This is a genomic window from Haloarcula sp. 1CSR25-25 (assembly GCF_032027985.1).
Taxonomy (GTDB): domain Archaea; phylum Halobacteriota; class Halobacteria; order Halobacteriales; family Haloarculaceae; genus Haloarcula.
Genome location: NZ_JAHYBW010000001.1, coordinates 65319 through 91125 on the forward strand (window position 1 = coordinate 65319; position 25807 = coordinate 91125).

Consider the following 25807-nt stretch of genomic DNA (forward strand, 5'->3'; position numbering starts at 1 on the left):
CGGTGGGTGCTCGGTCAGGGGGTTCGGGCCGCGGGATTACCTGGTTCCGTCGTGTATGGGACGCGGACCGGTCGCAAACAGCTTTTCGAGCAGTTGGTGCTCTGCCTTGCGGAGATGCCCATGGAGTGTGGCTGCGGAGATGTCTAGCGAGGTAGCGACCTCTTCAGCGGTGGCCGCTCTGGGCCAGCGGTAGTAGCCGGCGTGGAAGGCGGCTTCCATCACCGAACGTTGCCGGTCCGTAAGCGAAGCAAGGTCGTCGTCCGTGAGACGAGGCGGTTGCACGGGTCGTTCGAGTTCGCGCTTGCTGCGGAGCCGCGTGTCCGGATACCGCTGGCGCACACACTGCAGGACCGACCGGACGTCGGAGCCGGAAGCCAGCTCTACGGTGTAGCGCGCGCTCTCGCTGGTGACGAGTGTCTCCGTCACCTGCGCGCCGTGAGCGCGAAACTGCCCGAGAACCGTGTCGGTGTTGAGCCGCCACGCCAGTGTCCCCTCACCGGTAGGACTCTCGGTAACGACGGTCACGTCGTCGGCAAACGACTCGGTGAGTTGTTCGCTCGCTGCTACGACGGACGCGTTCTCGACAGTCAGATACGCGACACCGCCAGTCCCCGTGGTGGGGAGTAGCCCGTCAAGCGTGAACCGACACCCGACCTGTGTGGCGGCGGCAACCAGCGGGTTTGTCGTATCCGAGCTCACGAGTTCGATTTCAACGACGGCCGGCGCGGCGAGGAGTCGACGGGTTTCGACTGCGGTGATCGCGTGTCCGATGACCGTCGCCAGTTCCTGTAAGACGGTCCGTTCCCGGTCGGGCAGGGACTGCTGTGAGGACAGGACGCCGAACGCGCCGTAGCTGGTCCCGTGGTACGTGAGTGTGAACACTGTCCACCAGCCGGTTTGGCCAGCATCTATCGATACCGGCGACGGCCCGGACTCAGACGCTTCAGCGTCTGCTGGTGCGAAGCAGTCATCCAGAAGTGTCGGTGTTTCGCCGGGTTCGGCCCCGGCAACGGTCCAATTATCGCTCTGTCCAGCACAGGTCGGCCGATCACACAGACAGGCAGCCCGGTAGCGAGGCGAGTCAGACAGGTAGGTACAGACCCGGTCGGCCAGTTCTTCACGGGTGCTTGCGGAGACGATCGCCGCGTTGACACCGCGGAGTACAGGGACGAGGTCGGATCCGACCGACCCCTCCTGCTGGCTGGCCTCGGACCCGTCGGGACTCGGGTGTGCTGGAATATCCGTCCGGTCCTGTGTCGCGGTCCTGTCAGTCATCGTCGGCTCCGTCACGCTGGCGTGAGTCGATACCCGTCATGTGGCCTCCCCGAGGTCGACCGTCGTGTCGGACTGAATCCAGCTGTGATAGTTTTCGAGGTCGAACAGGACAGTCCCGTTCCGGACACTGAGCGTGCTAACTGTCGAGCCGTCACGACCGGTGTCGGGTCCCTGTGCGCCGCTATCGGAGTCGATGTCTCGCATTCCCTGATCACCTTCCGGGTTCGCAGACGGGACCTGACCGGGTCGGGAGCTATCCCGTGTTCGGTTGTCGGTGGAATCGCTCCGCTCTCGGTGGCAGCCTCCGCAGCGGTACCGGCGCTCCGTGCCACCAGACGGTGGCCCCGACTCGCCGATCCAGCGCGCTCCGTCACGGGTGTTCTCCGTCCCGTTCCGGGTCGTCTGTTACCCACTCCCGACTTCGAGACACACCGTTGTTTACCTACCCTGTGAGCGGACGTGTCACCGCGTGAGCAGGCTTGTCACTCCGTGAGACACCCACCTTGGAGAATCTGAAACCCGTACACGTACGGCATTACCTTTCAGGCGAATCTGTCAGCCACCTTTTTGTTAGTGGTGTGGTAACTTTCAACATGGTCGGGGCCGACACGTTCGACGAGGAACTCCTCGTTCTCACCGCCCGCCGGCTCGATTTTCTCGAAGAGCTGTGCGACACGGCACTCGAGAAGCGAGCCCTGGTGGATGTCCTGGGCCACTCGCGGTCGACGGTGAACCGCGCCGTGGCTGAACTGGAAGCGGCGGGCCTGGTGACCGGGGCGGACCGCGGCTACACGACGACCGTGACGGGGCGACTCGCAGCGGATATGTACCGGCAGATGCGGCGGGATGCGACCGATATTCAGAACGCGTCGGCAGTGCTTGCGCCGCTTCCTGCCGACAGTCGGATTGATATCGGAGCTGTCTCCGGGGCCGACAGCGAGCGCACGGCGGGGCCGCCGCCGTATCGAACGCTCGGCCGGGTCAGGGACGCGATCACTGGTGCGGACTCAGTCCGGGGATTCGTGCCGACAGTGGCGAACCTGGAGACGCTCAGAGCCTGTCACGCGACAGCCATCCAGCACGGCACGTCGGTCGAGTTGCTCCTCCGTCGGGACCTGTTCGAGCGTCTCACCGGTCGGTTCGGAGCCGTGTTCAGTGAGCTGGCCCTTACTGACGAGTACAGTGTCTTGACTGGCGAGACCCCACAGTTCACTGGTCTCAGGATAGAGTCCTCGGGACAGGTGACGGTGGCGCTGCTCGTATACACCGATGACTCCGCGGTCCACGGTGTGCTCCTGAATACGACGGAGTCAGCAACACACTGGTTTGAAAACTGCTACCAACAACTGCAAGCGGCGGCCACAGACAGAACCGACGAGCTCATCCGGAACGATACACCGGCGGCAGATGGCATCGGACAAGCGGCCACCAGTGGGACCGAGCACGTCCTCGGAATGAATCGGGACCGTTCGGTCGCCGGGCAGTCCCCGCATCCAGACAATGACAGCAGTCCGAAGGAAGCAGACCGGCCCGACGCCCAGTCGGACCCAGCGAAGACCACACAGCCATCGGTCGAACTCGAAGCCGAGGGATTCGTGCGGTTGTGTGAGGCGTATTTCGACCGTCGCGAGCCCCAACCACCTGCCGTCTGCTGGCGGACTGGCCTCGATATCGTCGAGGTCCACACTGGGTATGCCATCGACCGGGAGTGGAGACACGACGGACACCGGATGAACCTCACTGACCATCTCGTTGCACGGCTCCGGGACGGCCGTGACCACGTGCTCCTCGGGCCGCCCGGCTCCGGCAAGAGCACGGTCTGTAAGTCCGTGGCCTGCCGGTGGTACGAGAACGGCCTCGGTCCGGTGTTCTATCGCGAGAGCGGGTACGGCCAGCCGTTTGACTCCCGTTCGCGACTCGAACGACACCTCCGGCGGGCCAGTGGGCACGCGCTCGTCGTCGTCGAGGACGCGGTCCGGGACGAAGCCAACACCGTGTTCAGGCTCATGCAGGCGGTCAGTGGCGACTCGACCGTGACGTTCCTGCTCGATTCGAGGGCGACGGAGTGGCAACAGCCAGAGGAGTTCCCGAGCGATGCCGGACTGGAAGCGTATCGACAGGAAGCCGTCGAGACAACCGTGATGCCCGAGCTCGACCGAAACGAATGTCGACGGCTGGTCAGACACTTCGAGGACACGATTGCCGGCTCGGTCTCGCCGCCCGTCCAGTCACTCCTCGGACAGCTTGACGAGGACGCAGCTTCGGCGTCTGAGTCGGCGCGCCCCGGTCGGATACTGCTCTTTCTCCACCGACTGGCGTCGTATGCCGACCCCCTCTCGAAGTACGACTCCCGGCTACCGACCACGCTGACCCAGGATATCCAGCAGACGTACGACCGCCTGCAGGCCGCCGAATCGGACCGCTTCCTCGACGTCGGCGTGACGGTCAACCTGCTCAACGCGACCGGCATCGGCGTCTATCCGGACCTTGTCCACGCGGTCGCTGACGAGGGCGAACATCAGGTCGTCCGCGAAGCACTGTCCACGCTCGAAGGACACATTCTCTTTCCGAGTGAGCCCGACGCCGGCGCTGATTCGGCCCGCTACCGCACGGTACACGAGTCGTGGTCACGCCTGTTTCTGACCCGTCTCATCGACATCGAATCCCCCCGGGCAGCCCAGCAACGGTTCGGTCGCTGTGTCACAGCGCTCCTCGCGCTTGCCGACGAGACCCAGCGCCGTGAGCGGATTCACTGGGAGTTCGAGGGCGAAGCGGCGTATCTCTCCGAGATCACCATCGAACCCGGTGAATGGGCCGATGACTTCGTACGTCGCCTCTTCACCCTCGGACAGGACTATCCGAGCCTCGCGCCGCTGTTCGGCAGGAGCGAGTATTCCGCTATCGACCTTCCCGACGCCTGCTCGCCTGTGCTGTCGGTCCGCTGTACCGAATGGCGCGGCGAGATGTATCGGACGGCCGGCGAGTACGACCGGGCCACGGCGGAGTTCGAACGCCTCGCCACGCTGGTCCGCGAGACGGACGTCATGGACACAGCAACAGCCCGGAAGAAGCGCGCGCTGAGCCTGATAAAACGGGGCGAAATCGAGATGCATCGCGGGGACCTCGACACGGCGGAGACGCTCGTGACCCGTGGGTTACGCATCTACGAGGACCTCGGCGATAGCCGCGGGAAAGCGGCCAGTCTGCTGCGCCTCGGCGTCGTGGCGTTGACCGAGGGGGATTACGACACCGCTGAAGAGCGAGTCACCCGGAGCCTCGAACGCTATCGCGACTGTGACGACAAACCCGGGACGTCTAGATGTCTCGGCAACCACGCGATTATCGCCCTCCGGTCGGGTGACCTCGATGCTGCAGCGGAGTACGCGACCCGCAGCCTCGACGTGCGACAGGCCCTCGGAGACAGGCACGGTGTGGCAGATAGCCACCTGCTGCGAGGGGAGATCGCCCTGGAGCGGGGTGTCCTGGACGATGCGGAGCAGCACGTGACCCGGAGCTTCGAAATCGCCCGGGAGATCGGTGCCACCCGAACGGAGGCCAACAGCCTGCTGCTTCTCGGCGACATCGAACGGGAGAGGGGCAACAGGTCAGCTGCGGTCGAATACCTCGACCAGAGCCTGGACATCTGGGAGGCGATCGACGTCGATCACGGCACAGCGGAATGTCTCAGAAAGCTCGGAACGATACAGTGGGAAAGCGGCGAGTACGAAGCGGCCGAGGAAACCCTGACACGGAGTCTCGAGACCGGCCGCACGGTCGGTGATCGGCGCACAGCGGCAGAAACGCTGGTCGACCTCGGAGAGGTGGCACTCCAACGAGGTGCCGTCGAGCGCGCCCGCGAGCGCTTCGTGACCGCCAGCGAGGCATATCGGGCCATCGGGGTGGACGAGGAGGCGCTCACGACGCTGGAGCGACTTATCGAAATCTGTGTCTCACATGGGGAAAAACAGGCCGCCAGGGAACACTGTGAGACGGCCGTCGAACTGGCCGAGCAAGCCGGCCTCCCCGAGACACGGACGGACTTCGAGGACACACTGACTGGATTGAGCGAAGAGACCGCGCGATAACCGACTGTGGTGCAAGTACCCGCGGTCGTTGCAGTGTGTCGGGCCGTATCGGGTGTGTCGATTTTGCCTCCGTTGTCTGTCGTCCCGGTTACTGACCCCCCGTTTTCCGCATCCGGTTCTCATCGGTTAGCTGCTGTATCTCTTCCGTACACTCATCAAGCGCGTCCAGACACGCCGACAGGCTCTCGATGTTTGCTTCGAGTATCTGTTCTTGTACGTCGAACAGAGTTCGGTGCAGTTCCACCATCGCTTCTTGCGATTCCAGGGTCGACCGATGCGATTCGAGCGTCGACCGGTGAGACTCCAGTGTGGACCGGTGGGATTCGAACGTCGAGCGGTGTGACTCTGTTGGCAGGCCCTGTGGATGTGCTCGCGCACCTGCGGCGGTGGATTCCGCTGACTGTTGTGTCTCCTCTGCTGCGTCCGTCGTCGCTGCGTATGCGGTCTGTTGGATAATTGTTGTCTGTGCCGTGGGTTCCTGTTTCGGACTGGTCACCGTCCCGTCCCCCGTGGCGAGCCGGCTGAGCGTCTGCGATCTCTCGAGTAGTGGTTCGATCCTGATGCCGTGGTTGTGGCTACTCCGGACGGCATCGCAGCCACCCATCGTGTGCACACCGACGAGGTGCCCGCTCGGACTCTGGAGAATCCCAGCGCCGGAGCTCCCATCGGCGGTATCCAGGTCGCCGTAGCCGATACGAACGTCGTGGAGGTGCGTTGCGTGGCCCGCCTCTACCCGTTTCGGCATCTGGTTGGGATGACTGATGAGACACAGCCTGTCACCTTCCGTAGCGTCTCTCGCCGCGATTTCGGCCGTCCCGTACGTCTCACCGGGCGTCCCAGCTACCCTGACAATCGCGTAGTCGAGCCCGTCGTGTCGGAATTCGTGCTCGACGAGTTCGACGACCTCGTTCGTTTGTGCCTCTTGCAGTTCGCCGTCGGAATCTCGCTGGTAGTCGAAATTGACCTGCATGTGACCGGCCACATCGGCCGGCCGAGGCATGTTCTGAATCGTGAAACAGTGGCCGGCGGTGAGAAGCAGGTCGTCGTCGATCAGCGTTCCCGAACACCACCGTTCCCCGGCGTAGCGCGTGGCACTTTCGTGGACGACGTCCAGGTCCTGGAGGTCTTCCTGCCACTGTAACTGGCCGACCGGGCCCTCGTGTTCGCCGACAAACTTCTCAGGAATCCCGTCGAACGACCCGTCGTACAGTTCGACTGGCATCGATTCGTCACGCGTGCCACAGATGCTCTCGTAATACGACTGGTACGCCGCTTCGTCGCTGGCTGATTCCGGGTAGCTGTCGGGCCGTTCATCGGATAGTGGTGGATGGCGTGGGAGAAAGTCCCAGTGTTCGTGTTCTGGCTGTTCGTGAGCGTGTGTTCGGTCGGCTCCCCCTGATTGGTGGTGTGATGACTCCTGGGTTTCAGGGGAACTGTTGTCGTGGCTGTGGGTGTCTCTACTCATGGTATCGTGTTATATGATAACATACTACTAGGCGATACAAGAAACTACGGCTAAGCCGATATCACGAGCAGGCCATCTCGTGGAGGCAGAGCCCCCGAGGTTGTGCTCCGGAAAAGAGGCCCTCGTACTGTCTCACAGAATCCAGCCCAGTGCTGAACGAGCGCAAGCCGGCAGCGCGGAGTACCATGTCACCGAACCACGGCTTCTTTGTAATCCATAGAACCATTGTTGTATGTGAGCGAGAACGCCACCGAGATTCCGTTGATCAACACGAACCTGTTCATCACAGTCTCGGGCCCGCCCGGCTGTGGCGCGACAACCCTGTGTTCCCGTCTGTCCGAGGCGATGGACTGCCCCTACGTTTCGGGCGGGGATATCTTCCGGGAAATCGCCAACAAGCGTGATATGACGCTCACGCAACTGAGTGCGGAGGCGCAGGGCTCTGACGAGATCGATCGGGCGCTCGACCGGCGTCTCCGCGAGATTGCCGAGAAGTGGGGCACGGCGAACAAGCCGTTTATTCTCGAATCCCGCCTGGCCGGGCGACTCGCCGGCGACCGTGCCGACCTGCGGATCTATCTCGATGCTCCCGAGGAAGTCCGAAAGGAGCGTATCCAGAACCGGGAGGAGACCGCCGCCGAAATGGGCGTCCGGGAAGTAGGCGAAGCGGGCCGTTACCAGTCCTACTACGAAATCGACATCGGTAACCTGGCGTTCTACGACCTGCATCTGAACACGGCGCGATGGAGCCAAAAAGGCGTGTTCGAGCTCGTCCGGACAGCGATCGAGCAGTACGACCCAGAGGTTGACGAAGGCGCGTTCGAAACCGACCTGATCGAAATCGAGCAGTGAGTCCGCGAGCGATTCGTCCACGGTCGAAACAAGCCGTGCCAACGAAATAGAGACGTCTGTACATAAATCAGGGCTATACACCACAGTAAACGAGGCTTTAGAGGATTTACAGCTACGTTGTCCGAGATACTTGAGTTTAGTTCTTTTCCCAGTCGATACTTGTCTCTAATGGCGATATTTGGCTGTCTATAGAGGTATTTGAGTATAGATGCCCCTATCTGGGACTGTCTACCGCCGATGTCTCAGTCCGCGAGGTCATCTATCCACGACAGGGCCGCAACCGCCTTCGGGAAGCCGATAGTCGGAATCGAGAGTATTGCGATATGGCGCAACGTCTCCGGGTCGATGTCTTCGCTCAGCGCCCGCCGGACGTGGGAGTGAACGGCACCCTCCGACTGTGAACCGACGGCCAGCGCGAGTTTCACGAGCCGTTTCGTCTCGTCGTCAATCGGTCCAGCCGCCGAACAGGCTTTCCCCATCTCGGTGTATTCGTTCCAGACGTCGGGATACACCTCGGCTACCTTCCCTGCCGTCGATGGCAGTTCGCTTGCATCATTGAGTTCGTCTGCCATACTGGAACAACAATCCTGACTGAATTAGTCTTTGTGGAGGTCTCTCACAGGTAGTGGTTGGGTAAGCGTGAACACTCATCCCGATACGGTGTTAACACAGGGGTTTCTCGAACCGGGCTCCCGGTGAGTTGCGCTTCAGGGCGAGGAAGGTGCGGTACCGAGCGACCGGACCGGAACACGGGGTACCCTCAGTCGTCGGTGGGCACCGAATCACTGTCGTCCCGGATGTCCGTGGACGCATCGTCGCGCTCGACGACAAAGTCTCCCTGTGCGTCGATCCGTTCGATCCACTCGGCGAACTCGTCGGACGCCATGATCTCGTGTTCGCGGTTCAGACCCAGATAGACCGTATAGCACATCAACAGGAGCACGAACGCGAAGGGGAGGCCGGCCGTGATCGCGGCGGTCTGGAGCGCGCCGAGGCCGCCGCCGATCAGCAGGACGGCTGCGATGGCACCCTCGATTACCGACCAGAAGATCCGCTGGGCGACCGGAACGTCGTGTTTCCCGCCCGATGTCAGGTGGTCGATGACCAGGGACCCGGAGTCCGAAGAGGTCACGAAGAAGGTTATCACCAGGACGACGCCCAGGATCGACATCAGCGCCGTCAGCGGATAGAACGAGAACAGTTCGAACATCGCCGTCGCCACGTTCTCGTTGACCGCCGCGACGAGCGTGCCGGCCGTCTCGAGTTCGACGAACAGCGCGGCCCCGCCGAAGGTGGACATCCAGAAAAAGGAAAACAGCGACGGCAGAAACAGGACCGAGAGCACGAACTCCCGGACCGTCCGGCCCTTCGAGATTCGGGCGATGAACATGCCGACGAACGGTGACCACGAGATCCACCAGCCCCAGTAGAAGATGGTCCAGCCGCTCTGCCAGGTATCGCCCCCGGCAGTCTGGGTCCAGAACGCCAGTTCCGGGAGGACGCCGACGTAGGCCCCGATACTGGAGACGAACCCTCTGAGGAGATACAGCGTCGGCCCGACGGCGAGTATCACTACGAGGAACGTCAGCATGAGATACAGGTTCAGCTCGCTGAGACGACGGACGCCGCCGTCCAGTCCCGCGGCGACCGACAGCGTCGCGATGGCCGTGATGCCCGCGATGAGTGCGACCTGTATCCACGTCGCCTGGGGGACGGTCGCCGAGAGGTACTCCCCCGAGAGAACCGTGAGACCGGCGTTGACCTGCTGGGCACCGATCCCGAGCGACGTCGAGAGACCGAACAGCGTGGCGATGACCGAGAGGATGTCGATGAGGTCGCCCGGCCACCCGTAAATCCGCTCGCCCAGCAACGGCCAGAACACGGACCGGAACGTCAGCGGGAGCCCACGGTTGAACGAGAAAAACGCCAGTCCGAGGCCGACGAGCGCGTATATCGCCCAGGGATGGATCCCCCAGTGGAAGTAAGTCATCGCCATCCCCGCTGTGCCGGCGGCCGCAGTCCCGCTCTCCACACCCTCGAAGAACGGCGGCACGGACCCGAAATGGGAGATCGGCTCGGCGACGCTGAAGAACATCAGGCCGATCCCCATCCCGGCGCTGAACAGCATCGCCATCCACGAGAAGTCGCTGAACTCCTTGTCGGCCTCGACGCCGCCGAGGCGGATATCACCGTACTTGCTCAGCGCGAAATAGAGGATGGTGACGATGAAGACGTTGATCGCGAGGATGTAGAACCACCCACCACCCGCGGAGATGATCGTCTGCCCGGCCCCGAAGATCTTCGCCGAACTCGATTCGAATAGCAGCGTCAGGCCGATAAACAGTGCAATCACCGCACAGGCAATCGGGAACACCCGCGGGTGGACGTCGACCCCTGCAATCTGGACGTTCGTATCGCCGGGCTTGCGCTCTGTATCCGGGTGAAACAGCTCAACCTGCAGCCCGTCGGACGGCTCCCCGACCAGTGTTTCGTCGTCGTCAGCGGCCACTGGCCCTCACCCCGAAACTGGCTGGTCTCGGGCGTGTCGCGGTGAACCCCGTGTCCGCCACTCGAGCCTCTGGGACCGCGTCCGTCCTGGGTATGGTATAAAAAACCATGTACAGTGTTGACACTTGGCGCGTATATTCGTTGCGCTCATTCCGAGAGGTTTGAACAGAGGAGTTTCTTGAACCAGACCCCGAGTCGGTTCACTCCCGGCTGGTCCGTTCGTGAATGGCGTCGTCGTAGATGATTCCGCGTTCGGCATCGAGCGTCACGACGGCTCCGTCAGCCGTCTCCTCGGAGAAGGTGACATCGGATATCATCGGGATGTCGAGTTCGCGCGCGACAATTGCGGCGTAACTCGTCGCCCCTTTGTGGCTGTCGATGATGCCACCGAGTTTGGTCGGGTCGCCAGTGAACTCCCTGTCGAAGCCAGCGGGGATTCCGAGAACCGCTCCCGAGGGAACGTCGGCCAGGTCGCCGTCCTCGGTCCAGTGGAACGGCCCGGAGACGAACCCGTCGATGATAGACCGTCCTGTGCCGATGGTCTCTGCAGCGACGTGGATCTTGAGCATGTTCGAGGTGTTCACCCCGTCGAGCTCTGTCATCATGCCCGAGAGCACGACCACGGTGTCGCCGCTTTCGGCCGCGTTCGCGTCCAGCGCCGACTGCACGGCGTTGCTGATCACCGCGCCCGCACCTTCGGCGGTGTAGGGGGCCGTCTGCGGGATGATTCCTCGTGAGAGCGCCAGGCGACGACGGGTCCCGTCGTTCGGGGTCGACGCGACGATGGGGATCGACGGGCGGAACTTCGCGGCCTTTAGCGCCGTATAGCCGGATTCGCTCGCCGCCACGATAGCCGTCGCGTCGATGTCGCGCGCGAGGAACCTGGCCGAACGGGCCAGGGCGTCGGCCCGCGTCGCGTCGGCGTCGGGGACGCGCTGTTCGACGTGCTGGTCGTACTCCGGCGATTCCTCGACGTCACGGACGATCCGGTCCATGGTGTCGACGACGCGGACCGGGTGGTCGCCCATGGCGGTCTCGCCGGAGAGCATCACCGCGTCGGTCCCGTCGAGGACAGCGTTGGCGACGTCAGAGGCCTCCGCGCGGGTCGGCCGGCGGGACGTGATCATCGAATCGAGCATCTCGGTCGCCGTGATGACCGGGACGCCCGCGTTCTCACACTTCCGGATGATACGCTTCTGGATCATCGGCACGTCCTCCAGTGGGCACTCGACGCCGAGGTCGCCGCGGGCCACCATCACACCGTACGCGGCGTCGATGATGCTGTCGACGTTCTCGACGGCGACGTCGCGCTCTATCTTCGCGATGACCGGAATGTCGGCACCGAGGTCCTCCAGCGCCTGACTGATCTCGTAGACGAACTCGCCGTCCCGGACGAAACTCGCGGCGACGAAGTCGACCTCCTTGTCGGCGGCGACTTCGAGTTCGCGCTGGTCCTGGTCAGTGATCGTCGGCAGTCCGAGTTCGACGCCCGGGACGTTCACGCCTTTCCGACCGCCGAGTTTGCCGCCGTTTGCCACGCTCGCGGTGACGACCCCGTCGCTGACTGACTGGACTCTCGTCTCGATACGGCCGTCGTCGAGCAACACCCTGTCGCCGGACTCGACGGCAGAGATGTCGTGGGAGATGCCGATCTCCTCGGGCGTCGCGTCCGTCCCCTCGACGAACCGGACCGTCGATCCGGGCGCCAGATGGATTGCCTCGTCCAGCGGGGCAGTCCGGACCTCCGGGCCGGGCAGGTCGTGCATGGCCGCGACCGGTGTGTCGGTGGCCGCGTCGACCTCACGGATCCTGTCGATCACCGTGCGCCGGTGGTCCGGTGACCCGTGGCTGGCGTTCATCCGCGCGACGGACATGCCCGCGTTCGCGAGCCCCTCGAGTGTCTCCAGTGAATCAGACGCGGGGCCGATCGTGCAGACGATTTTCGTGTTTCGCATGTGAGTCTACGTCGCTCCTGTGGCTGTACCGCTCCACGGCAGTCTTCGAACCATGTCAACTCTTTCCATGGGTAAGGATAAAAAAGTGCGTCCCCGCCGGTCTCGTTGCACCCGACCGTCTCTCGGATCAGTGGACGTGGATGGATTCGCCCCTGGCGGCTTCGGCAGCCTCTGAAAGTGCCTCGGGGAACGTCGGGTGCGCGTGCAACGTGGTCGCAAGGTCGTCCAAGGACGCGCCCAACTCCAGGGCGAGCGTCGCTTCGGCGATCGAGTCCGACGCTCTCGCGCCGACGATTCGCACACCCAGTAGCTGTTCAGCAGCATCTGCGATGACCTTCACATAACCCGACGGCTGGTCTGTGGTCAGTGCTCGACCCGATGCCTGAAAGGGGAACTCGCCGACCAGGATATCGCCGTGTCGCTCGCGTGCCTCGGCCTCCGAGAGCCCGACAATCGCGACCTCCGGATCGGTGTACATCACGGCCGGCATGTACTCGTTGTCGAAGGTAGCGTCTCCACCGGCCGCGGCGGCCGCGGCGACTTTCCCCTCTCGGTAGGCAACATGCGCGAGGTACGATGGCCCGGCAGCGTCGCCCACACAGAAGATGTGGTCGTCGGCCGTCTGCATCCGGGCGTCGGTTTGAACGATTCCGTCATCGTCATACGTTACGTCGGTTTGCTCGAGGTTCAGTGTCTCGTAGTGCGCGGTCGGTTCGCGGCCCGCTGCCACGATGATGTAGTCGCCGGTGATCCGGAGCGTCTCCCCGTCCTGCTCAGCGATTAACACGGGGGTGCCGTCCTCGTATTCGACCTGTCGTGCCAGCGTGCCCGTGTAGATGTCGTTGTCGTACATCTCGCTGGTCTCCTGGATCGTATCGACGATCTCTCTCTCGAACTGTGTCAGCACTCGGTCCAACGCCTCGACGATCTTGACGTCGGAGCCGAATTTGCTGAACTTCGTCACCGCCTCCATTCCGATGTACCCGCCACCGACGACGACGACCTCGTCTGGCACCGCATCGATCTGCAGGATCTCACGCGAGGAGATGACGCGGTCCTGCGAGAACTCCAACCCAGGGATTTCGATCGGCTGGGAGCCGGTCGCGACGATCGCCGACTCGAAGTCGATCGTGGTGTCGTCCCCGCCAGTCTCGACCCGTAGCGTCGTCGAATCCTGGAACTGTGCTGTCCCTTCGATCAGTTCGACGTCATGATGTCTCAGGCTCTCAACGACCTGGGTATCAAGTGTCTCAGTCACCTCGCGTTTCCACTCCTGGATCGCCTGAAAATCCACGTTGACATCGCCTGTTTCGATCCCGATCTCGTTCCAGTGAGCGATATCTTTCTGGAAACCCGCGGCGTGGATCAGGGCCTTCGCCGGAATACAACCGTGGTTGAGGCAGACGCCACCGACGGTTTCTCGCTCGATCAGCGTGACATCGAGCCCCCGCTGGGCGCCGCGGATCGCTGCTGTGTATCCCCCCGGCCCCGCGCCTATGACTGCGAGGTCTGTAGCTATTGCCATGGTTTTACATCCGCTTTCGTTGACTTAGGTTTGTGCCCTTGTGATGGCGTCGCACACGGTTGACCAGTGCCAGCACGTCCTGAACGAACGTTGTGGCTATCTGGGCTCTCTACGATGGAGAAATACCCTTACGGGCGGATCTCAGGCGACGTACTCGGCGAGTCGCATCATCTGGCTCGTGTACCCCATCTCGTTGTCGTACCAGGCGAACACCTTCGCGAGGTCGCCCCCCTCGATTGTGCTGGTCTGACCGAGGTCGACACAGGAGCCGTACTCCCAGCCGACGATGTCTCTGGAGACGATCTCGTCGTCGGTCGCGCCCATCGATCCTTCGAGTTCCCCGTTCGCGTACTCGCGTAACGCGTCGTTGATCGCCTCCGGTCCGGGGTTCCCGCGTAGATCGGCGACGACTTCGGTGATCGAACCGGCCGCAGTCGGGACGCGGACGGCCATCCCGTCGAATTTCCCCTCGAGCTCGGGCAGGATATCGGTCGTCGCTGTCGATGCGCCCGTCGTCGTCGGGACGATGTTCTCCGCACCGGCCCGACCTCGACGGACCTTGCTTTTCGGCCCGTCGACGATGGACTGCGAGCCGGTGTAGGCGTGGATGGTCGTCATCTCTGCGGAGTTGACTCCGAACTCCTCGATCAGGACGTGCATCGGCAGCGAGACGCTGTTTGTGGTACAGGACGCCCCCGAGACGATGTCCTCGCCGTCGTACTCGTCCTGATTGACACCGAAGACGAACTGGGGAACAGGCTTGTCACCTTTCGGCGGGGCCGATATCAGTGTCTTGTCTGCCCCGGCCTCTAGATGTGCCGCGGCTTCGTCCTTGGTCCGGAAGATACCTGTCGACTCGATGGCCACGTCGACATCAAGTTCGTCCCAGGGCAGTTCCGCCGGGCTCTGGATGTTGAATACCGATACCACGTCGTCGCCGGCGTGTAAATGTCCGTCATCGAGTTCGAGGTCCACCGAGAGGTTCCCGAGGTTCGTGTCGTACTTTGCCAGATATTCCATCTGCTCGAAGTTCATCAGATCGTTGATACCGACGATTTCTACGTTATCGTTGGCTAAGGCATACCGGAACGCGCACCGACCGATACGACCGAACCCGTTGATTCCGAGTCGGACTGGTTCATTTGTACTCATAAGTTATCGCCGTCTAGCAATGTCAAAGACTACCGTGATAGTTATTGTGGTACACTCGCTCCGTTCGCTACGATCGCACCCGAAAAGTTCGTTCGTCCGGACCGCCTCCGCGGCTGCCAGCGCTATGCGCGCGAGACTGAGTACGCCGTGATATCTGTCGTCGAGAGCATCCCGACGATCTCCTCGTCGTCTTCGACCGGGAGATGCGAGATGCCGTTCGTGATCATCTTTGCAGCCGCTGTCTGGATTGATTCGTCCGGCTTGACCGTAACGACTTGCTCTGTCATGTACGCATCGATGGTGGCGTCGTCGTCGATATCTCCGCCCGAGATGACGTGCAGGAAGTCGTTACTCGTTATCACACCGACCAGACTGCCATCGTCGTCAACGACTCCAAGTGATCCGATGTCCTTCTCTAGCAGTATGTCTACGGCTTCCCCGACACCCGTTTCGGGACTGACGGTGACAAGGTCTGTCGTCATCAGCTGTTCGGTGGGAACTCCTTCTCTGTCCATGAGAACATCAACGGGCATAGTCCTTTAATAATTAATGGGTGACAATACCGTTCCTGCGGACTGTCCGCTTCAGAGCCGACATTGGCCGTCCTGTGTGGCTTCAGGCTCGGTGTCCCGCTCCCGCGAGCAGCGCCCGCACGGCACAGGCAGACGCGGATGCTGGTTTCACCACGATTGCGTCGCCGGTTCAGAGCCCATCGAGTTCGTCGAGTCGGTCACCGAGCGTCGACCGCATCGACGAGGTGTCGCCACCGACCCGGAGGATCTGGTAGCCGGCGTCGGCTGCCTCGCGCGCGCTTTCGACGTCGTTTCGGATACGACCGATCGGGATATCGGCGTCGAGACAGGCCGAAAGCGCCCGGTCGACGGCGGCTTCGACGTCCGTGGGGCGCTTTTTTAACGGGTCGCCGCCGGACATCGACATCTCCAGGTCGGCCGGCCCGACGAAGGCAAAGCCCAGTTGCGGGACGGCGAGGATCTCCTCGATGTTCTCGACGGCGCGTTCGTTCTCAATCATCGTCCCGACGAGGACCTCATCGTCCTCGCCGCCGACGAAGCTGTCGACGTACCCCGCCCACTCGCCGGACCGCCCGATGCCGACCCCTCTGTCGCCGACGCCGTCGTCATACGAGAAGTAGGCGGCCTCGACGGCCGGACGGAGCTGGGCGGCTGTCTCGATCCTGGGGAGCAACACCGTTCTGACGCCGGCGTCGAGCACCTTCCTGACCAGCGGCGGGTCCGGGGCCGGCAGGCGCACCAGCAGTTCGATATCCGCAACTTCCGCGGCCCGGGTCAGGTCCTCGAAGACGGTGCTGTCGTAGGGGCTCGGGCCGCCGTGTTCGAAGTCCAGCCAGACGAAGTCGAGCCCGATTGCACCGTACGTCTCGATGACCGTCGGCGAAAAGGTCGCCGCGCTGGCGCCGAGCACCGTCTCGCCCCGTTCGAGCGCGCGGCGGAGGCCGTTCTCGGTCCTCATGCTTCCTCCTCGCCCAGGTCGGCCCGGTTCACTGTCGACGTCGGGAGCCCGCCCTGGTAGACGGTGCGGACGTTCTTGGCGGCGCGCCGGCTCATCCGCGCGAGCGCCTCCTCCGTCACCCCGCCGACGTGGGGCGTCAGCAGCACGTCGTCCCGGGCGTAGAGCGGGTGGTCCTCGCCGGGCGGTTCCTCCGCGAACGTGTCGAGCCCGGCGCTCCCGAGCGCCCCCGTTTCGAGTGCCTCAAGCAGCGCGTCCTCGTCGACGATAGCGCCCCGTGCAGTGTTCAGGAGGACGCCCCGTTCACCGAGGGCCGCCAGTTCGTCTGTCGAGATGGCACTGCGCGTCTCCGGCGTCAACGGGGCGTGGACGCTCACCGCGTCCGACCGGGCGAACAGCGCCTCGAACTCCGAGAGCCGCTGAACCCGTGCCGGCACGTCGTCGTCCGAGACGTACGGGTCGTACATGAATACGTCCTGCCCGATTCCGTGCGCCAGCTCCGCCATCTCCCGGGCGATGGCGCCGAACCCGAACAGCCCCAGCGAGTCGCCGGTGAGTTCGTGCCCCGTGAACGCCGAGCGGTCCCAGCCGCCCTCACGGACGTGTCTGTCGGCCGGTCTGTGGTTGCGCCGCAGGGCAAACAACAGTGAGAGGGCGTGTTCCGCGACCGACCGGGAGTTGGCTCCGGGGGTGTTACAGACGACGATGCCCCGGCGCGACGCCGCGTCCATGTCGACGTTGTCGAGGCCGGCCCCGTGCTTGGCGATGACCTGCAACCGGTCGGCCCGGTCGATGACGGCCCCGTCCAGTTCAGCGACGCGGACGATGACGGCGTCGTATCGGCCGATGTCGTCCAGCGCAGCTGTGACACTGTCGTACTCGTCCATCCCGGTGCAGTCCGCGAAGTCGGCTATCGACTCAGGTCCCGCCGGATCGATACTGGTCGGGAGCAACACGTTCCAGGTTTCAGACATACGCTATTACTTCACACGAGGTGGTAAAAAGTGTGCCCCGACCGTCAGGTCTCGGACGACCCGTTCCAGGCCAGTGCAACCGAGTCTACGCGGTCCCTTCGATCCTCATCAGTTCGTTCAGCTTCGCCGTTCGCTCACCGCCGACCGTTCCCGTCTTGATGTACGGCGCAGCGGTCCCGACGGCCAGGTGGGCAATCGTCGTGTCTTCGGTCTCGCCGCTCCGGTGGGAGACGGCCGACTGAATGCCGTTCCGGGCCCCGAGTTCGATAGCGTCGACGGCGTCGGTCAGCGTCCCGATCTGGTTGGGTTTGATCAGGATGCTGTTGGCCGAGCCGTGCTCGATACCCTCCTGGAGCCGCCCGACGTTGGTCACGAACAGGTCGTCGCCACAGATCATCGTCTCCGAGCCGACCTCGTCTGTCAGCTCGCTCCACGCGCCGAAGGCGTTCTCGTCGAGGGGGTCCTCGACGTAGCGCAGGTCGTACTCGCGGACCATCTCGGCGACGTAGTCGATCTGCTCGGCCGTCGACCTGGTACCGTCGTCGTAGACGTAGTCGTCGCCGTCGTACAGTTCGGCGGCGGCCATATCGAGGCCGAAGCCGATGTCGAAGCCGAGTTCGTCCGACACTGCCGCAGTCGCCTGGTCCACGAGTTCGAAGGCCTTCGCGTCGCCGATCGGCGGCGCCCACGCGCCCTCGTCGCCCTTGTTGGTCGGAACCCCCTCGTCCTGTAGTAACTTCTTGATCCGGGCATGGACCTTCGCATTGGCGAATATCGCCTCCGTGACAGAGGGCGCGCCGGAGGGAACCGAAAGGAACTCCTGGATGTTCGTGGCCTCCGCGGCGTGGGCACCGCCGCCGATGACGTTGCCCAGCGGCGTGGGGAACCGGTCGCCCCGGAAGGTCCCGCCCAGGTGTTTGTACAGCGGAACGCCCGAACTCCCGGCGCCGGCCTTCGCGGCGGCCATGCTGATTGCCACGGCGGCGTTCGCGCCGATTTCCGAGAAATTCTCCGTCCCGTCGGCGTCGTGCAGCGCGGCGTCGACCGCACGCTGCTCGGCCGCGAGCACTTCCCCTTCGAGCCGGGGGATAGCGTGTTCCCGGGCGCGCTTGATCGCGTCCGCGGCCGGTAGTTCGATCGCCTCGTGTTCGCCGGTCGATGCGCCACTCGGAGCGGCCGCGCGGCCGAAGCTACTGTCAGTGGCCACGTCGGCCTCGACCGTCGTGTTACCTCGCGAGTCCAGAATGCGTCGCAGTCGAACGTCTGTGATGAGTGTCATGTGTACTCGTTATTCCCAACGGGTGACAGACCGGTGTGAGCGACACGCTGCTCGCAGCGCCCGCTGTGACCGGTCCGCAGGTGCAGTACCTGACCGTTGGTACCATACTACATACAACACCGATAAAGAACTTCTGATAGGCGGTGAGTATCGAACCCGACCATCGCATCTCAAGTACCCCGACACAGGTGACGGGCCATCACCAGTCGCTGGCGCTCGGTAGACTGGGGTCTGCAGGCATCCCGAGCACCGGTAGAATCTTACGTCAGTTGTCCTAACTGTAGCTATGGCGATTGCTACAGACGTACTCGTTGCCGGTGGCGGTGCCACTGGCGCTGGAGTCGCTCGTGACCTCACACTCCGCGGCGTCGACGTGACGCTCGTCGAACGGGGCGGACTGACTAGCGGCACCTCGGGGCGCTCGCACGGACTGCTCCACAGCGGTGCCCGCTACGCCGAGGCAGACCGGGTCGGTGCCGAAGAGTGCATCGCGGAGAACCAGATACTCAAAGACATCGCCGGGGCCTGCATCCGCGACACCGGGGGGCTGTTCGTCCAGCTCGCCGAGGACGACCCCGATTACTTCGAGGCCAAGCACACGGCCTGTGAGGAGGTAGGGATTCCCACGGAGACGCTCGACGGCGACGCGGCCCGCGAGCGAGTGCCCGGGCTCGCTTCGGACGTCGAGCGGGCATTCGAAGTCCCGGACGCCGTCATCTACCCGTCGCGACTCGTCGCCGCGAACGCCGCCGATGCCCGCGACCACGGCGCGGCGGTACACCCGCACGCGCCCGTCGAGGACGTGCTCGTGGAGGACGGGCAGGTGGCCGGCGTGCAGGTCGGCGGGGCGGTCGACGACACCATCGAGGCCGACTACGTCGTCAACGCGACCGGTGCCTGGGCGGGCGAGTTCGCCGCGCTGGCCGGCCTCGACGTCGAGATGCGACCGACGCGGGGCGTGATGGTCTCCGTCGAGTACGACGACCTCGGGCCGGTGCTCAACCGCTGTCGGGACCCCGACGACGGCGACATCGTCGTGCCACACGAGAGCGAGGCCGTCCTGGGGACGACAAGCGTGCGCGTCCAAGACCCGGACGAGTACGAGACCGAACAGTGGGAGGTCGAGAAAAGCATCGAGGAGTGTGCGGCGATGCTGCCCCCGGTCGCGGACGCACCCGAGGTCCGGACCTGGTGGGGCGTCCGGCCCCTGTACGCGCCAGACGAGGACGAACGCGGCGGCCGCGGCATCTCGCGGGGCTTCTTCCTACTGGACCACGCTGACGACGGCGTCGACAACATGGCGAGCATCGTCGGCGGCAAGCTGACCACCTACCGACAGATGGCCGAGGCGACGGCCGACCTCGTCTGTGATGAACTCGGCGTCGACGCGGACTGCCAGACTGCAGACCGGACGCTCCCGGGCGTCGACGACCCACAGCAACTGGACGGGCTCGTGGCCGAGTTCGACGGCCAGGGACCGACTGACCAGGACGTGGTCGGTGCGGAGTAAACCAGAGTTCGCGGCCTGTGACAGCGAACAGGTAATACCCTCACACGGTATCAATCGCTGGGCGTTTTTTGACGCGTGAAATCGGATCCGAGGAGTGTCCCGGGGCGTTTTCAACTTCGTTCAGAACAACGGTTCGGTACTGCTAGCGGTCGGAAGCACCGCACGATGCTGCCACTGAAACAGCACGGTTCTCGTCGTAATTCCCTGGGAGGGGCGGCAATACGGTCGTTCATACGCTTTTTCGGCATGCAAAATCAGGGTCATCAGCCGGACTGTGACGTCGTGAAACATAAATTATCCAATTAATATTCCCACAAATCATTTCAACTTAAATACAATTTCTGCGAGTTTATTCTAACAGGAGTACTATCGTTAGACTGGCCAGGAGGGTGAGGTGCTGAGAGGCCCATTAATTTTTTACTCCTGGCTTGTCAAATTCCAGTGTCATTTTATCAGAATCAGACATGTTGTCGTGGGACTAGGTAACAACGCACGTAAATTTTCGGTATCACGAACTGTTTGCATGTGAGCCGACCGCTACCGGCGAAAGACGACATCAAGTACGGCTTCTCCAGCCGGATGCTCAACGTCGCCCAGTACATCACGGAGAACTGAGCGGACACCGTCGGGCGGCCCCCTGTCGGGCCGGGATCGCGCCCTGTAAGCGCCTCCCACGGTAGGGTTTTATACCGGATGGAATCGAACCACGCAGTGGTGAACAGTAGTGGTCTTTCACGACGGCACTGAACTGGCGAGCGTGTACGACGATGCACTGGAAGAGGGGTTCGGCCTGGTCGCGAGCAATATAGCCGAACCGAACACGATGATCGGGCTGATGGAGGGGGCCGAACAGGTCGAGTCTGACCTCCTGTTACAGATGAGCAACGGTGCCTGTACGTTTGCCGGCAACGGCGACCCGATTGCGGGGTTACAGGCGATGGGGTCGTACATCGAGACCATCGCGGCCCAGTACGACATCGGGGTGTTCCTCAACATGGATCACCAGACGGACCTCGACACCATCCAGCGACAGGTTGACCTGGGTGTTCCGTCGTCGATCATGATCGACGCCTCCCACGAGCCCTTCGAGGAGAACATCGAGCGGAGCCGCGCGGTCGTTGAGATGATCGACGAGGCCGACGCCGATATCCTCGTCGAGGCGGAACTCGGCAAGATCAAAGGGGTCGAAGACGAGATCGTCGCCGAGGAAGCGTTCTACACGGACCCCGAGCAGGCTGTCGAGTTCGTCGACAGGACGGGATGTGACCTGCTGGCGATCTCTGTCGGGACACAGCACGGCGTCGCGAAAGGCAAGGACCTCGAACTCCGGCCCGACCTGGCCGGCGACATCCGAACGGCGCTTCGCGACCACGGGCTCGACACGCCGCTTGTCCTGCACGGCTCGTCGGGCGTCCAGCCCGGTCAGTTACAGGAGATGCTACAGCGGGGGGTCTGCAAGGTCAACAAGGACACGCGTTACCAGTACGAGTACACCCGCACCGCGTTCGACCTCTACCGCAGTCACACCGACGAGATTGTCCCCCCGGAGGGCATCGCCGACAGCCGCGATACGTTCTTCAACGACGTCGAGTGGTCGCCGAACAAGGACTACTTCGACCCCCGCGTCGCCGGGCGGCAGATACGCGACCGTATCGCCGAGGTGTACGCCGACCTGGCGACCGTCGCCGGGAGCGCCGGTCGAAGCCAGTTCGCCTGACCACCGGGAATCGGTTCCGGCGGCGGGTGACAACGTTGTCGAGAAATCACTCAGTCAGCGCGGCTTCGAGTCGCTGGACGAGCTCCTCGTTGCCGAGGAACGTCGGCGTCCGGGCGTGTAGCCCGTCGGGTTCGACGTCGAGCAACGACTGTGACCCGTCTGTGGAGCTCCCGCCGCTGGCCTCCATTAGGTACGCGAGCGGGGCGGATTCGAAGTGGACCCGGAGCTTGCCGTCCGGATACCCCGACGTCGCCGGATAGCCGAACAGTCCGCCGTACTCCAGGACCTGCGCCAGGTCGGCGACAGTTGCTCCGCCGTAGCGGAGCTTCAGCTCCCGTTCGAACTCCTCGGCAATCGCGTTGAATTCCTCGGTACGCTCGCTCGGTTTGCCCGCGAGTCCGACCACTGTCGTTTCCTCGGGGATCTGAAACTCGCCCCAGGGCTCGCTGTAGCCGTCACGGAGCAGGTACTCCTTCACGACATCCTTGTCTTCGCGGGCGACCGTCATTGTGGTGTAGGGGCCATAGAGGACCATCATCGAGGCGACCATCTCCCGACCCGACGCCGGCAGTTCGGCGTCGTAGACGCCGACGATCGTCCCGACCGAGTTGTTCGAGGCCAGGTTCGACGACCCATCCAGTGGGTCGATTGCGACACTGTACCCCTCGCCACAGTCTACCGCCTCTTTGCGTTCCTCGCTGACGTACTCGCCGACGCAATCGAGCGACGAGAGCCCGTCGAAAAACAGGTGGTCCGCCCACACGTCAGCGTTTATTTGATCCTCGCCGCTCGGGTTGGTCCCGGCACCGGAGTTAGCGTGGTTCGGGAGGTTCCCGTTCACGTAGTGAGCCGTCTTCTGGACCGCACGGACCAGTTCGTCGAGGGGGTTCATTGCCGCCACTCCTGTCGTCCGTCGGTTAGCTTACTCATGGTACATCAAACTCGACGTGGCTGTGATATTATACTACCGATTAGTATGGTATCTGATAGGATAGGGGGGTCGGGCGTCGGCAGCCACCACAGCAGCAATCGCTCGGAGAACGGCCCTCGTTCACTGGGTCTCGGAGAGAGCGGTCCGGAGTCGCCTTCGCGCTACCCACAGCCGGGCTGTTGATGTTCGTCTCGGGCTTGTTGCAATTGTAGCTCGCCACCCTGTCGTTGTCGACAGCGTGCTTCATCATCCATCGATCGGTAGAGAGTGCGGTCCCGGGTTAGACGAGTCCGAGAGCCGGAACCCAGGAGGAGCCGTCGAAGACACCGACGATCGCCAGGATGGCGATGGTCAGCGTCGCGACGACGATAGCGGCGGCGGGCGGGTCGAAGTGCGTGTCCGAGTGCGCGTAGAAGACACGCTGGATGACCTCCCCGGCGAGAGCGCCGTAGGCACCGAACATGCCGGCGACGAGGAGCGCGACGACAGCGGCCATCGTCCCGGTTTCGGGCGTGCCGCCGAAGACAGCCAGCGCGGCTGTGCTCGCGGGCAGGGTCATGTGGTGGGTCACCGGAATCTTCTCCACGCCCAGGTTCAGGAACGTCAGGAGCGCGGCGGAGATACCGAACCCGAGGAACGGACTCCCGGTCTGGATCGCGATCCAACCGCCTAGCAGCCCCGTGACCAGGCCGATCATCGCGACGTTCGCCCACTTGTACTGGTGGGGCAGCCACGGCTCGACCGCCAGCCGGTACGACTTGGCCGTTCCGCCGTCGGTCTGGACATCGCCGCCGTCCGTGGCCGTACGCTTCTCGCCGCGCTCGAACGGCGACATGTCGAGGATGTTCCGGCTGCCAGCCCCGATGATCGGGTAGCCAAAGACGATGCGGTGGGCGAAAGCCGACAGGACGACACCCATCGCGATCGGGTCCCACGGGAGCGCGAGCCCGCCGGAAATCTGGCGGACAAGCATGCCGAAGATACCGAACAGGCCACCGGCGGCCAGGATATCCGGGCGGGTGCCCAGCGCGTAGGCGATGTCCTTCGCCGGGTGGTAGTCGCCGTCGTCCGGCTCGTACATCCCCTCACTCTTGGCGGCATACGCCGCTGCCGCAGCACCGCCGGCGAAGGAGACGTGTGGACCGAACACCGGACCGAACGCGACCGCGCCGGTCACGCCGGTCGCGAGAGCCCCAGCGCCGAGTTCGCCGACTTCGGCGAGAATGCCATCCCGGAGAATCGCCACAGCCTGGCCGGCGATGACCATGAAGCCGGTGAAACAGAACGCCGGAAGCGCGCCCAGCGCCGCGCCGAACGCACCGCCGGCGAAGGCGGCGATTATCAACAGCAGGAAATCCGGCACGCTCAGGCCGATAACCGGGAGCTGCAGCAACAGGTTCTGGGAGATCATTTACTCCTCCTGTGCCCAGTCGCGGGAACGGTCGACGGCGTCGTCCCAGCGGGAGTACATCTTGTCTGCCTTCTCGGCGGCCATCTCCGGTGAGAACTCCCGGTCTATCTGCCAGTTGTCCCGGAGTTCGTCGACGGTGTCCCAGTAGCCGACAGCAAGGCCGGCCGCGTAGGCGCTCCCGAGCGCTGTGGTTTCGTCGACTTCCGGCCGGGCGATGTCGGTCTGGATGATGTCCGACTGGAGCTGACAGAGGAAGTTGTTCTTGACCGCGCCGCCGTCGACTCGCAGCGTCGTCATCTCGACACCGGAGTCTTCCTCCATCGCTTCTGCGAGGTCGCGGGTCTGGTACGCGATGGCTTCCAGGGTCGCACGCACGATGTGCTCTTTGCGGGTGCCGCGGGTCATTCCGACGATGGTCCCGCGTGCGCGGCCGTCCCAGTGCGGGGCGCCCAGCCCGGTGAAGGCCGGGACCATGTACACGCCGTCAGTGGATTCGACAGAGCGCGCGAGTTCCGCCGTCTGGGCGGCGTTGTTGATGAGGTCCACGTCTTCGAGCCACTCGATGGCCGCGCCGGCCATGAAGATGGAGCCTTCAAGCGCGTACTGGACGGGCTCGCCGGACATCTGGAAGCCGACGGTCGTCAACAGTCCGTTGTCCGAGGCGACCGCTTCGGTACCGGTGTTCATCAGGTAGAACGCGCCGGTGCCGTAGGTGTTCTTGGCGTCGCCCTTGTCGAAGCAGGTCTGGCCGAACAGCGCGGCCTGCTGGTCGCCCAGCGCGCCCGCGACGGGAATCTCCGCGCCGAGGAAGCCGTCAGGATCGGTGGTCCCGTAGTAGTTCTCGTCGGAGGACGGGCGGACCTCGGGCACCATGGATTTCGGGACGTTGAACTCCTCGAGGAGTTCGTCGTCCCACTCCATGTCGTGGATGTTGTACAGCATCGTCCGGGAGGCGTTCGAGACGTCCGTGATATGGTTGCCGGTGAGTTTCGTGATGAGCCAGGAGTCGATGGTACCCATCCGGAGTTCCCCGTTCTCGGCCCGGTCACGAACGTCCTCGCCGCGCGCGGCCTCAAGTTTCATCGGCTCGGCGTTGTCGAGGATCCACTCGGTCTTGGTCGCCGAGAAATACGCGTCACATTCCAGCCCGGTCTTATCACGAATCCACTCGACCTTGTCCGCTTCCTGGATCTCCTCGACGCGGTCGGTGGTGCGGCGGTCCTGCCAGACCAAGGCGTTGTGGACCGGCTTCACCACTTCGGCGTCCCACACAACTGTCGTCTCACGCTGGTTCGTGATGCCGATTGCCTCCAGTTGCTCGGCCTCCAGTCCCGCATCGTCCAGCGCCGTAGTCACGACGTCTTTGGTTTTTTCCCAGATTTCGACGGGGTCGTGTTCGACCCAGCCGGGCTCTGGATAGATCTGCTCGTGTTTCTCGTAAGCGTTCGCAACGACCTGGCCGCTGTGGTCGAAGACCATAAAACGGGTCCCGGTCGTTCCCTGGTCGATCGAGCCAACGTATGTGTCTGTCATTGGTTTTGAAATTCCGAACGGCCAACGGACCGTACGTTCAGCCGTAGTGATAGTGATTAACAAACGGAGTGCTGATTAATCATACAGTTACCAGAGGTAATGGCATGTGTATGATTTATCCGTCAAGGAACCACGCAACGGGTGATT

19 protein-coding genes are annotated in these 25807 nt (G+C 63.3%); 4 read left to right on the forward strand and 15 right to left on the reverse strand.

Annotated features, from left to right (window positions below; translation table 11 throughout):
• Nucleotides 1–36: 36 nt before the first annotated feature.
• Together KZ498_RS00230 and KZ498_RS00235 are read right to left on the reverse strand one after the other, a co-directional pair.
• The gene (locus tag KZ498_RS00230) at nt 37–1275 is read right to left on the reverse strand and encodes a bacterio-opsin activator domain-containing protein (protein ID WP_312615824.1); all 1239 of its coding nucleotides are present in this window, start codon (nt 1273–1275) and stop codon (nt 37–39) included.
• A gap of 36 nt (nt 1276–1311) precedes the next feature.
• A complete protein-coding gene (locus tag KZ498_RS00235) occupies nt 1312–1479 on the reverse strand; it encodes a hypothetical protein (RefSeq protein ID WP_312615826.1) in 168 nt (55 codons plus the stop codon).
• Between the two features lie 389 nt (nt 1480–1868).
• Between KZ498_RS00235 and KZ498_RS00240 the strand changes: the two genes are divergently transcribed.
• Nucleotides 1869–5360: a tetratricopeptide repeat protein gene (locus KZ498_RS00240; protein WP_312615827.1), complete on the forward strand. Its 3492-nt coding sequence runs from the start codon at nt 1869–1871 to the stop codon at nt 5358–5360.
• A gap of 88 nt (nt 5361–5448) precedes the next feature.
• Here KZ498_RS00240 and KZ498_RS00245 read toward each other — a convergent pair whose 3' ends face one another.
• Complete coding sequence (locus KZ498_RS00245) at nt 5449–6825, reverse strand: serine protease (protein WP_312615829.1); 1377 nt, start codon at nt 6823–6825, stop codon at nt 5449–5451.
• Nucleotides 6826–7059: 234 nt separating this feature from the next.
• On the opposite strand from KZ498_RS00245, the gene cmk reads away from it, so the two are divergent.
• The gene (gene cmk / locus KZ498_RS00250) at nt 7060–7677 is read left to right on the forward strand and encodes a (d)CMP kinase (protein WP_396276083.1); all 618 of its coding nucleotides are present in this window, start codon (nt 7060–7062) and stop codon (nt 7675–7677) included.
• A gap of 242 nt (nt 7678–7919) precedes the next feature.
• Here the strand turns inward: cmk and KZ498_RS00255 are convergent, their stop codons facing one another.
• From KZ498_RS00255 to KZ498_RS00295, 9 genes are all read right to left on the reverse strand, one after another.
• Entirely contained in the window at nt 7920–8249 is a 330-nt protein-coding gene (locus KZ498_RS00255) for a carboxymuconolactone decarboxylase family protein (protein ID WP_312615830.1), read from the reverse strand.
• A 188-nt stretch (nt 8250–8437) separates the two neighbouring features.
• Complete coding sequence (locus KZ498_RS00260; RefSeq protein ID WP_312615832.1) at nt 8438–10186, reverse strand: BCCT family transporter; 1749 nt, start codon at nt 10184–10186, stop codon at nt 8438–8440.
• Between the two features lie 199 nt (nt 10187–10385).
• A complete protein-coding gene (gene pyk, locus KZ498_RS00265; protein WP_312615834.1) occupies nt 10386–12140 on the reverse strand; it encodes a pyruvate kinase in 1755 nt (584 codons plus the stop codon).
• Between the two features lie 127 nt (nt 12141–12267).
• The gene (lpdA, locus tag KZ498_RS00270) at nt 12268–13665 is read right to left on the reverse strand and encodes a dihydrolipoyl dehydrogenase (RefSeq protein WP_312615835.1); all 1398 of its coding nucleotides are present in this window, start codon (nt 13663–13665) and stop codon (nt 12268–12270) included.
• A gap of 141 nt (nt 13666–13806) precedes the next feature.
• Nucleotides 13807–14817, reverse strand: a complete 1011-nt coding sequence (gene gap, locus KZ498_RS00275; protein ID WP_312615836.1) for a type I glyceraldehyde-3-phosphate dehydrogenase — start codon at nt 14815–14817, stop codon at nt 13807–13809.
• A gap of 122 nt (nt 14818–14939) precedes the next feature.
• Nucleotides 14940–15350: a CBS domain-containing protein gene (locus tag KZ498_RS00280; protein ID WP_312615837.1), complete on the reverse strand. Its 411-nt coding sequence runs from the start codon at nt 15348–15350 to the stop codon at nt 14940–14942.
• A gap of 169 nt (nt 15351–15519) precedes the next feature.
• Entirely contained in the window at nt 15520–16308 is a 789-nt protein-coding gene (locus KZ498_RS00285) for an aldolase/citrate lyase family protein (protein ID WP_312615838.1), read from the reverse strand.
• On the reverse strand, nt 16305–17279 hold the full coding sequence (locus KZ498_RS00290) for a hydroxyacid dehydrogenase (protein WP_312615840.1): 975 nt from the start codon (nt 17277–17279) through the stop codon (nt 16305–16307). The genes KZ498_RS00285 and KZ498_RS00290 overlap by 4 nt, the downstream gene beginning before the upstream one ends.
• Nucleotides 17280–17364: 85 nt before the next feature.
• Nucleotides 17365–18558 carry a phosphopyruvate hydratase gene (locus KZ498_RS00295; protein ID WP_312615841.1) on the reverse strand — a complete coding sequence of 398 codons (1194 nt, stop codon included), beginning with the start codon at nt 18556–18558 and terminating at the stop codon, nt 17365–17367.
• 286 nt (nt 18559–18844) lie between these two features.
• On the opposite strand from KZ498_RS00295, the gene KZ498_RS00300 reads away from it, so the two are divergent.
• Both KZ498_RS00300 and fba read left to right on the forward strand, forming a co-directional pair.
• Complete coding sequence (locus KZ498_RS00300) at nt 18845–20068, forward strand: FAD-dependent oxidoreductase (protein ID WP_312615843.1); 1224 nt, start codon at nt 18845–18847, stop codon at nt 20066–20068.
• 724 nt (nt 20069–20792) lie between these two features.
• Nucleotides 20793–21785 (forward strand): class II fructose-bisphosphate aldolase, encoded by a 993-nt coding sequence (gene fba, locus KZ498_RS00305; protein WP_312615844.1) that lies wholly within the window; start codon nt 20793–20795, stop codon nt 21783–21785.
• Nucleotides 21786–21831: 46 nt separating this feature from the next.
• Here the strand turns inward: fba and KZ498_RS00310 are convergent, their stop codons facing one another.
• The 3 genes from KZ498_RS00310 to glpK form a co-directional block, all read right to left on the reverse strand.
• On the reverse strand, nt 21832–22677 hold the full coding sequence (locus KZ498_RS00310; RefSeq protein WP_312615845.1) for a class 1 fructose-bisphosphatase: 846 nt from the start codon (nt 22675–22677) through the stop codon (nt 21832–21834).
• A gap of 319 nt (nt 22678–22996) precedes the next feature.
• Entirely contained in the window at nt 22997–24127 is a 1131-nt protein-coding gene (locus KZ498_RS00315) for a hypothetical protein (RefSeq protein ID WP_312615846.1), read from the reverse strand.
• Nucleotides 24128–25660 carry a glycerol kinase GlpK gene (gene glpK / locus KZ498_RS00320; RefSeq protein WP_312615848.1) on the reverse strand — a complete coding sequence of 511 codons (1533 nt, stop codon included), beginning with the start codon at nt 25658–25660 and terminating at the stop codon, nt 24128–24130. It abuts the gene before it with no gap.
• Nucleotides 25661–25807: the final 147 nt, after the last annotated feature.

Excerpts from the sequence above, each read along its gene's own strand:
- KZ498_RS00230 (WP_312615824.1), bottom strand. The coding sequence starts at position 1,275 with ATGACTGACAGGACCGCGACACAGGACCGGACGGATATTCCAGCACAC.
- KZ498_RS00235 (WP_312615826.1), bottom strand. The coding sequence starts at position 1,479 with ATGCGAGACATCGACTCCGATAGCGGCGCACAGGGACCCGACACCGGT.
- KZ498_RS00240 (WP_312615827.1), top strand. The coding sequence starts at position 1,869 with ATGGTCGGGGCCGACACGTTCGACGAGGAACTCCTCGTTCTCACCGCC.
- KZ498_RS00245 (WP_312615829.1), bottom strand. The coding sequence starts at position 6,825 with ATGAGTAGAGACACCCACAGCCACGACAACAGTTCCCCTGAAACCCAG.
- KZ498_RS00255 (WP_312615830.1), bottom strand. The coding sequence starts at position 8,249 with ATGGCAGACGAACTCAATGATGCAAGCGAACTGCCATCGACGGCAGGG.
- pyk (WP_312615834.1), bottom strand. The coding sequence starts at position 12,140 with ATGCGAAACACGAAAATCGTCTGCACGATCGGCCCCGCGTCTGATTCA.
- lpdA (WP_312615835.1), bottom strand. The coding sequence starts at position 13,665 with ATGGCAATAGCTACAGACCTCGCAGTCATAGGCGCGGGGCCGGGGGGA.
- gap (WP_312615836.1), bottom strand. The coding sequence starts at position 14,817 with ATGAGTACAAATGAACCAGTCCGACTCGGAATCAACGGGTTCGGTCGT.
- KZ498_RS00280 (WP_312615837.1), bottom strand. The coding sequence starts at position 15,350 with ATGCCCGTTGATGTTCTCATGGACAGAGAAGGAGTTCCCACCGAACAG.
- KZ498_RS00285 (WP_312615838.1), bottom strand. The coding sequence starts at position 16,308 with ATGAGGACCGAGAACGGCCTCCGCCGCGCGCTCGAACGGGGCGAGACG.
- KZ498_RS00290 (WP_312615840.1), bottom strand. The coding sequence starts at position 17,279 with ATGTCTGAAACCTGGAACGTGTTGCTCCCGACCAGTATCGATCCGGCG.
- KZ498_RS00295 (WP_312615841.1), bottom strand. The coding sequence starts at position 18,558 with ATGACACTCATCACAGACGTTCGACTGCGACGCATTCTGGACTCGCGA.
- KZ498_RS00300 (WP_312615843.1), top strand. The coding sequence starts at position 18,845 with ATGGCGATTGCTACAGACGTACTCGTTGCCGGTGGCGGTGCCACTGGC.
- KZ498_RS00310 (WP_312615845.1), bottom strand. The coding sequence starts at position 22,677 with ATGAACCCCCTCGACGAACTGGTCCGTGCGGTCCAGAAGACGGCTCAC.
- KZ498_RS00315 (WP_312615846.1), bottom strand. The coding sequence starts at position 24,127 with ATGATCTCCCAGAACCTGTTGCTGCAGCTCCCGGTTATCGGCCTGAGC.
- glpK (WP_312615848.1), bottom strand. The coding sequence starts at position 25,660 with ATGACAGACACATACGTTGGCTCGATCGACCAGGGAACGACCGGGACC.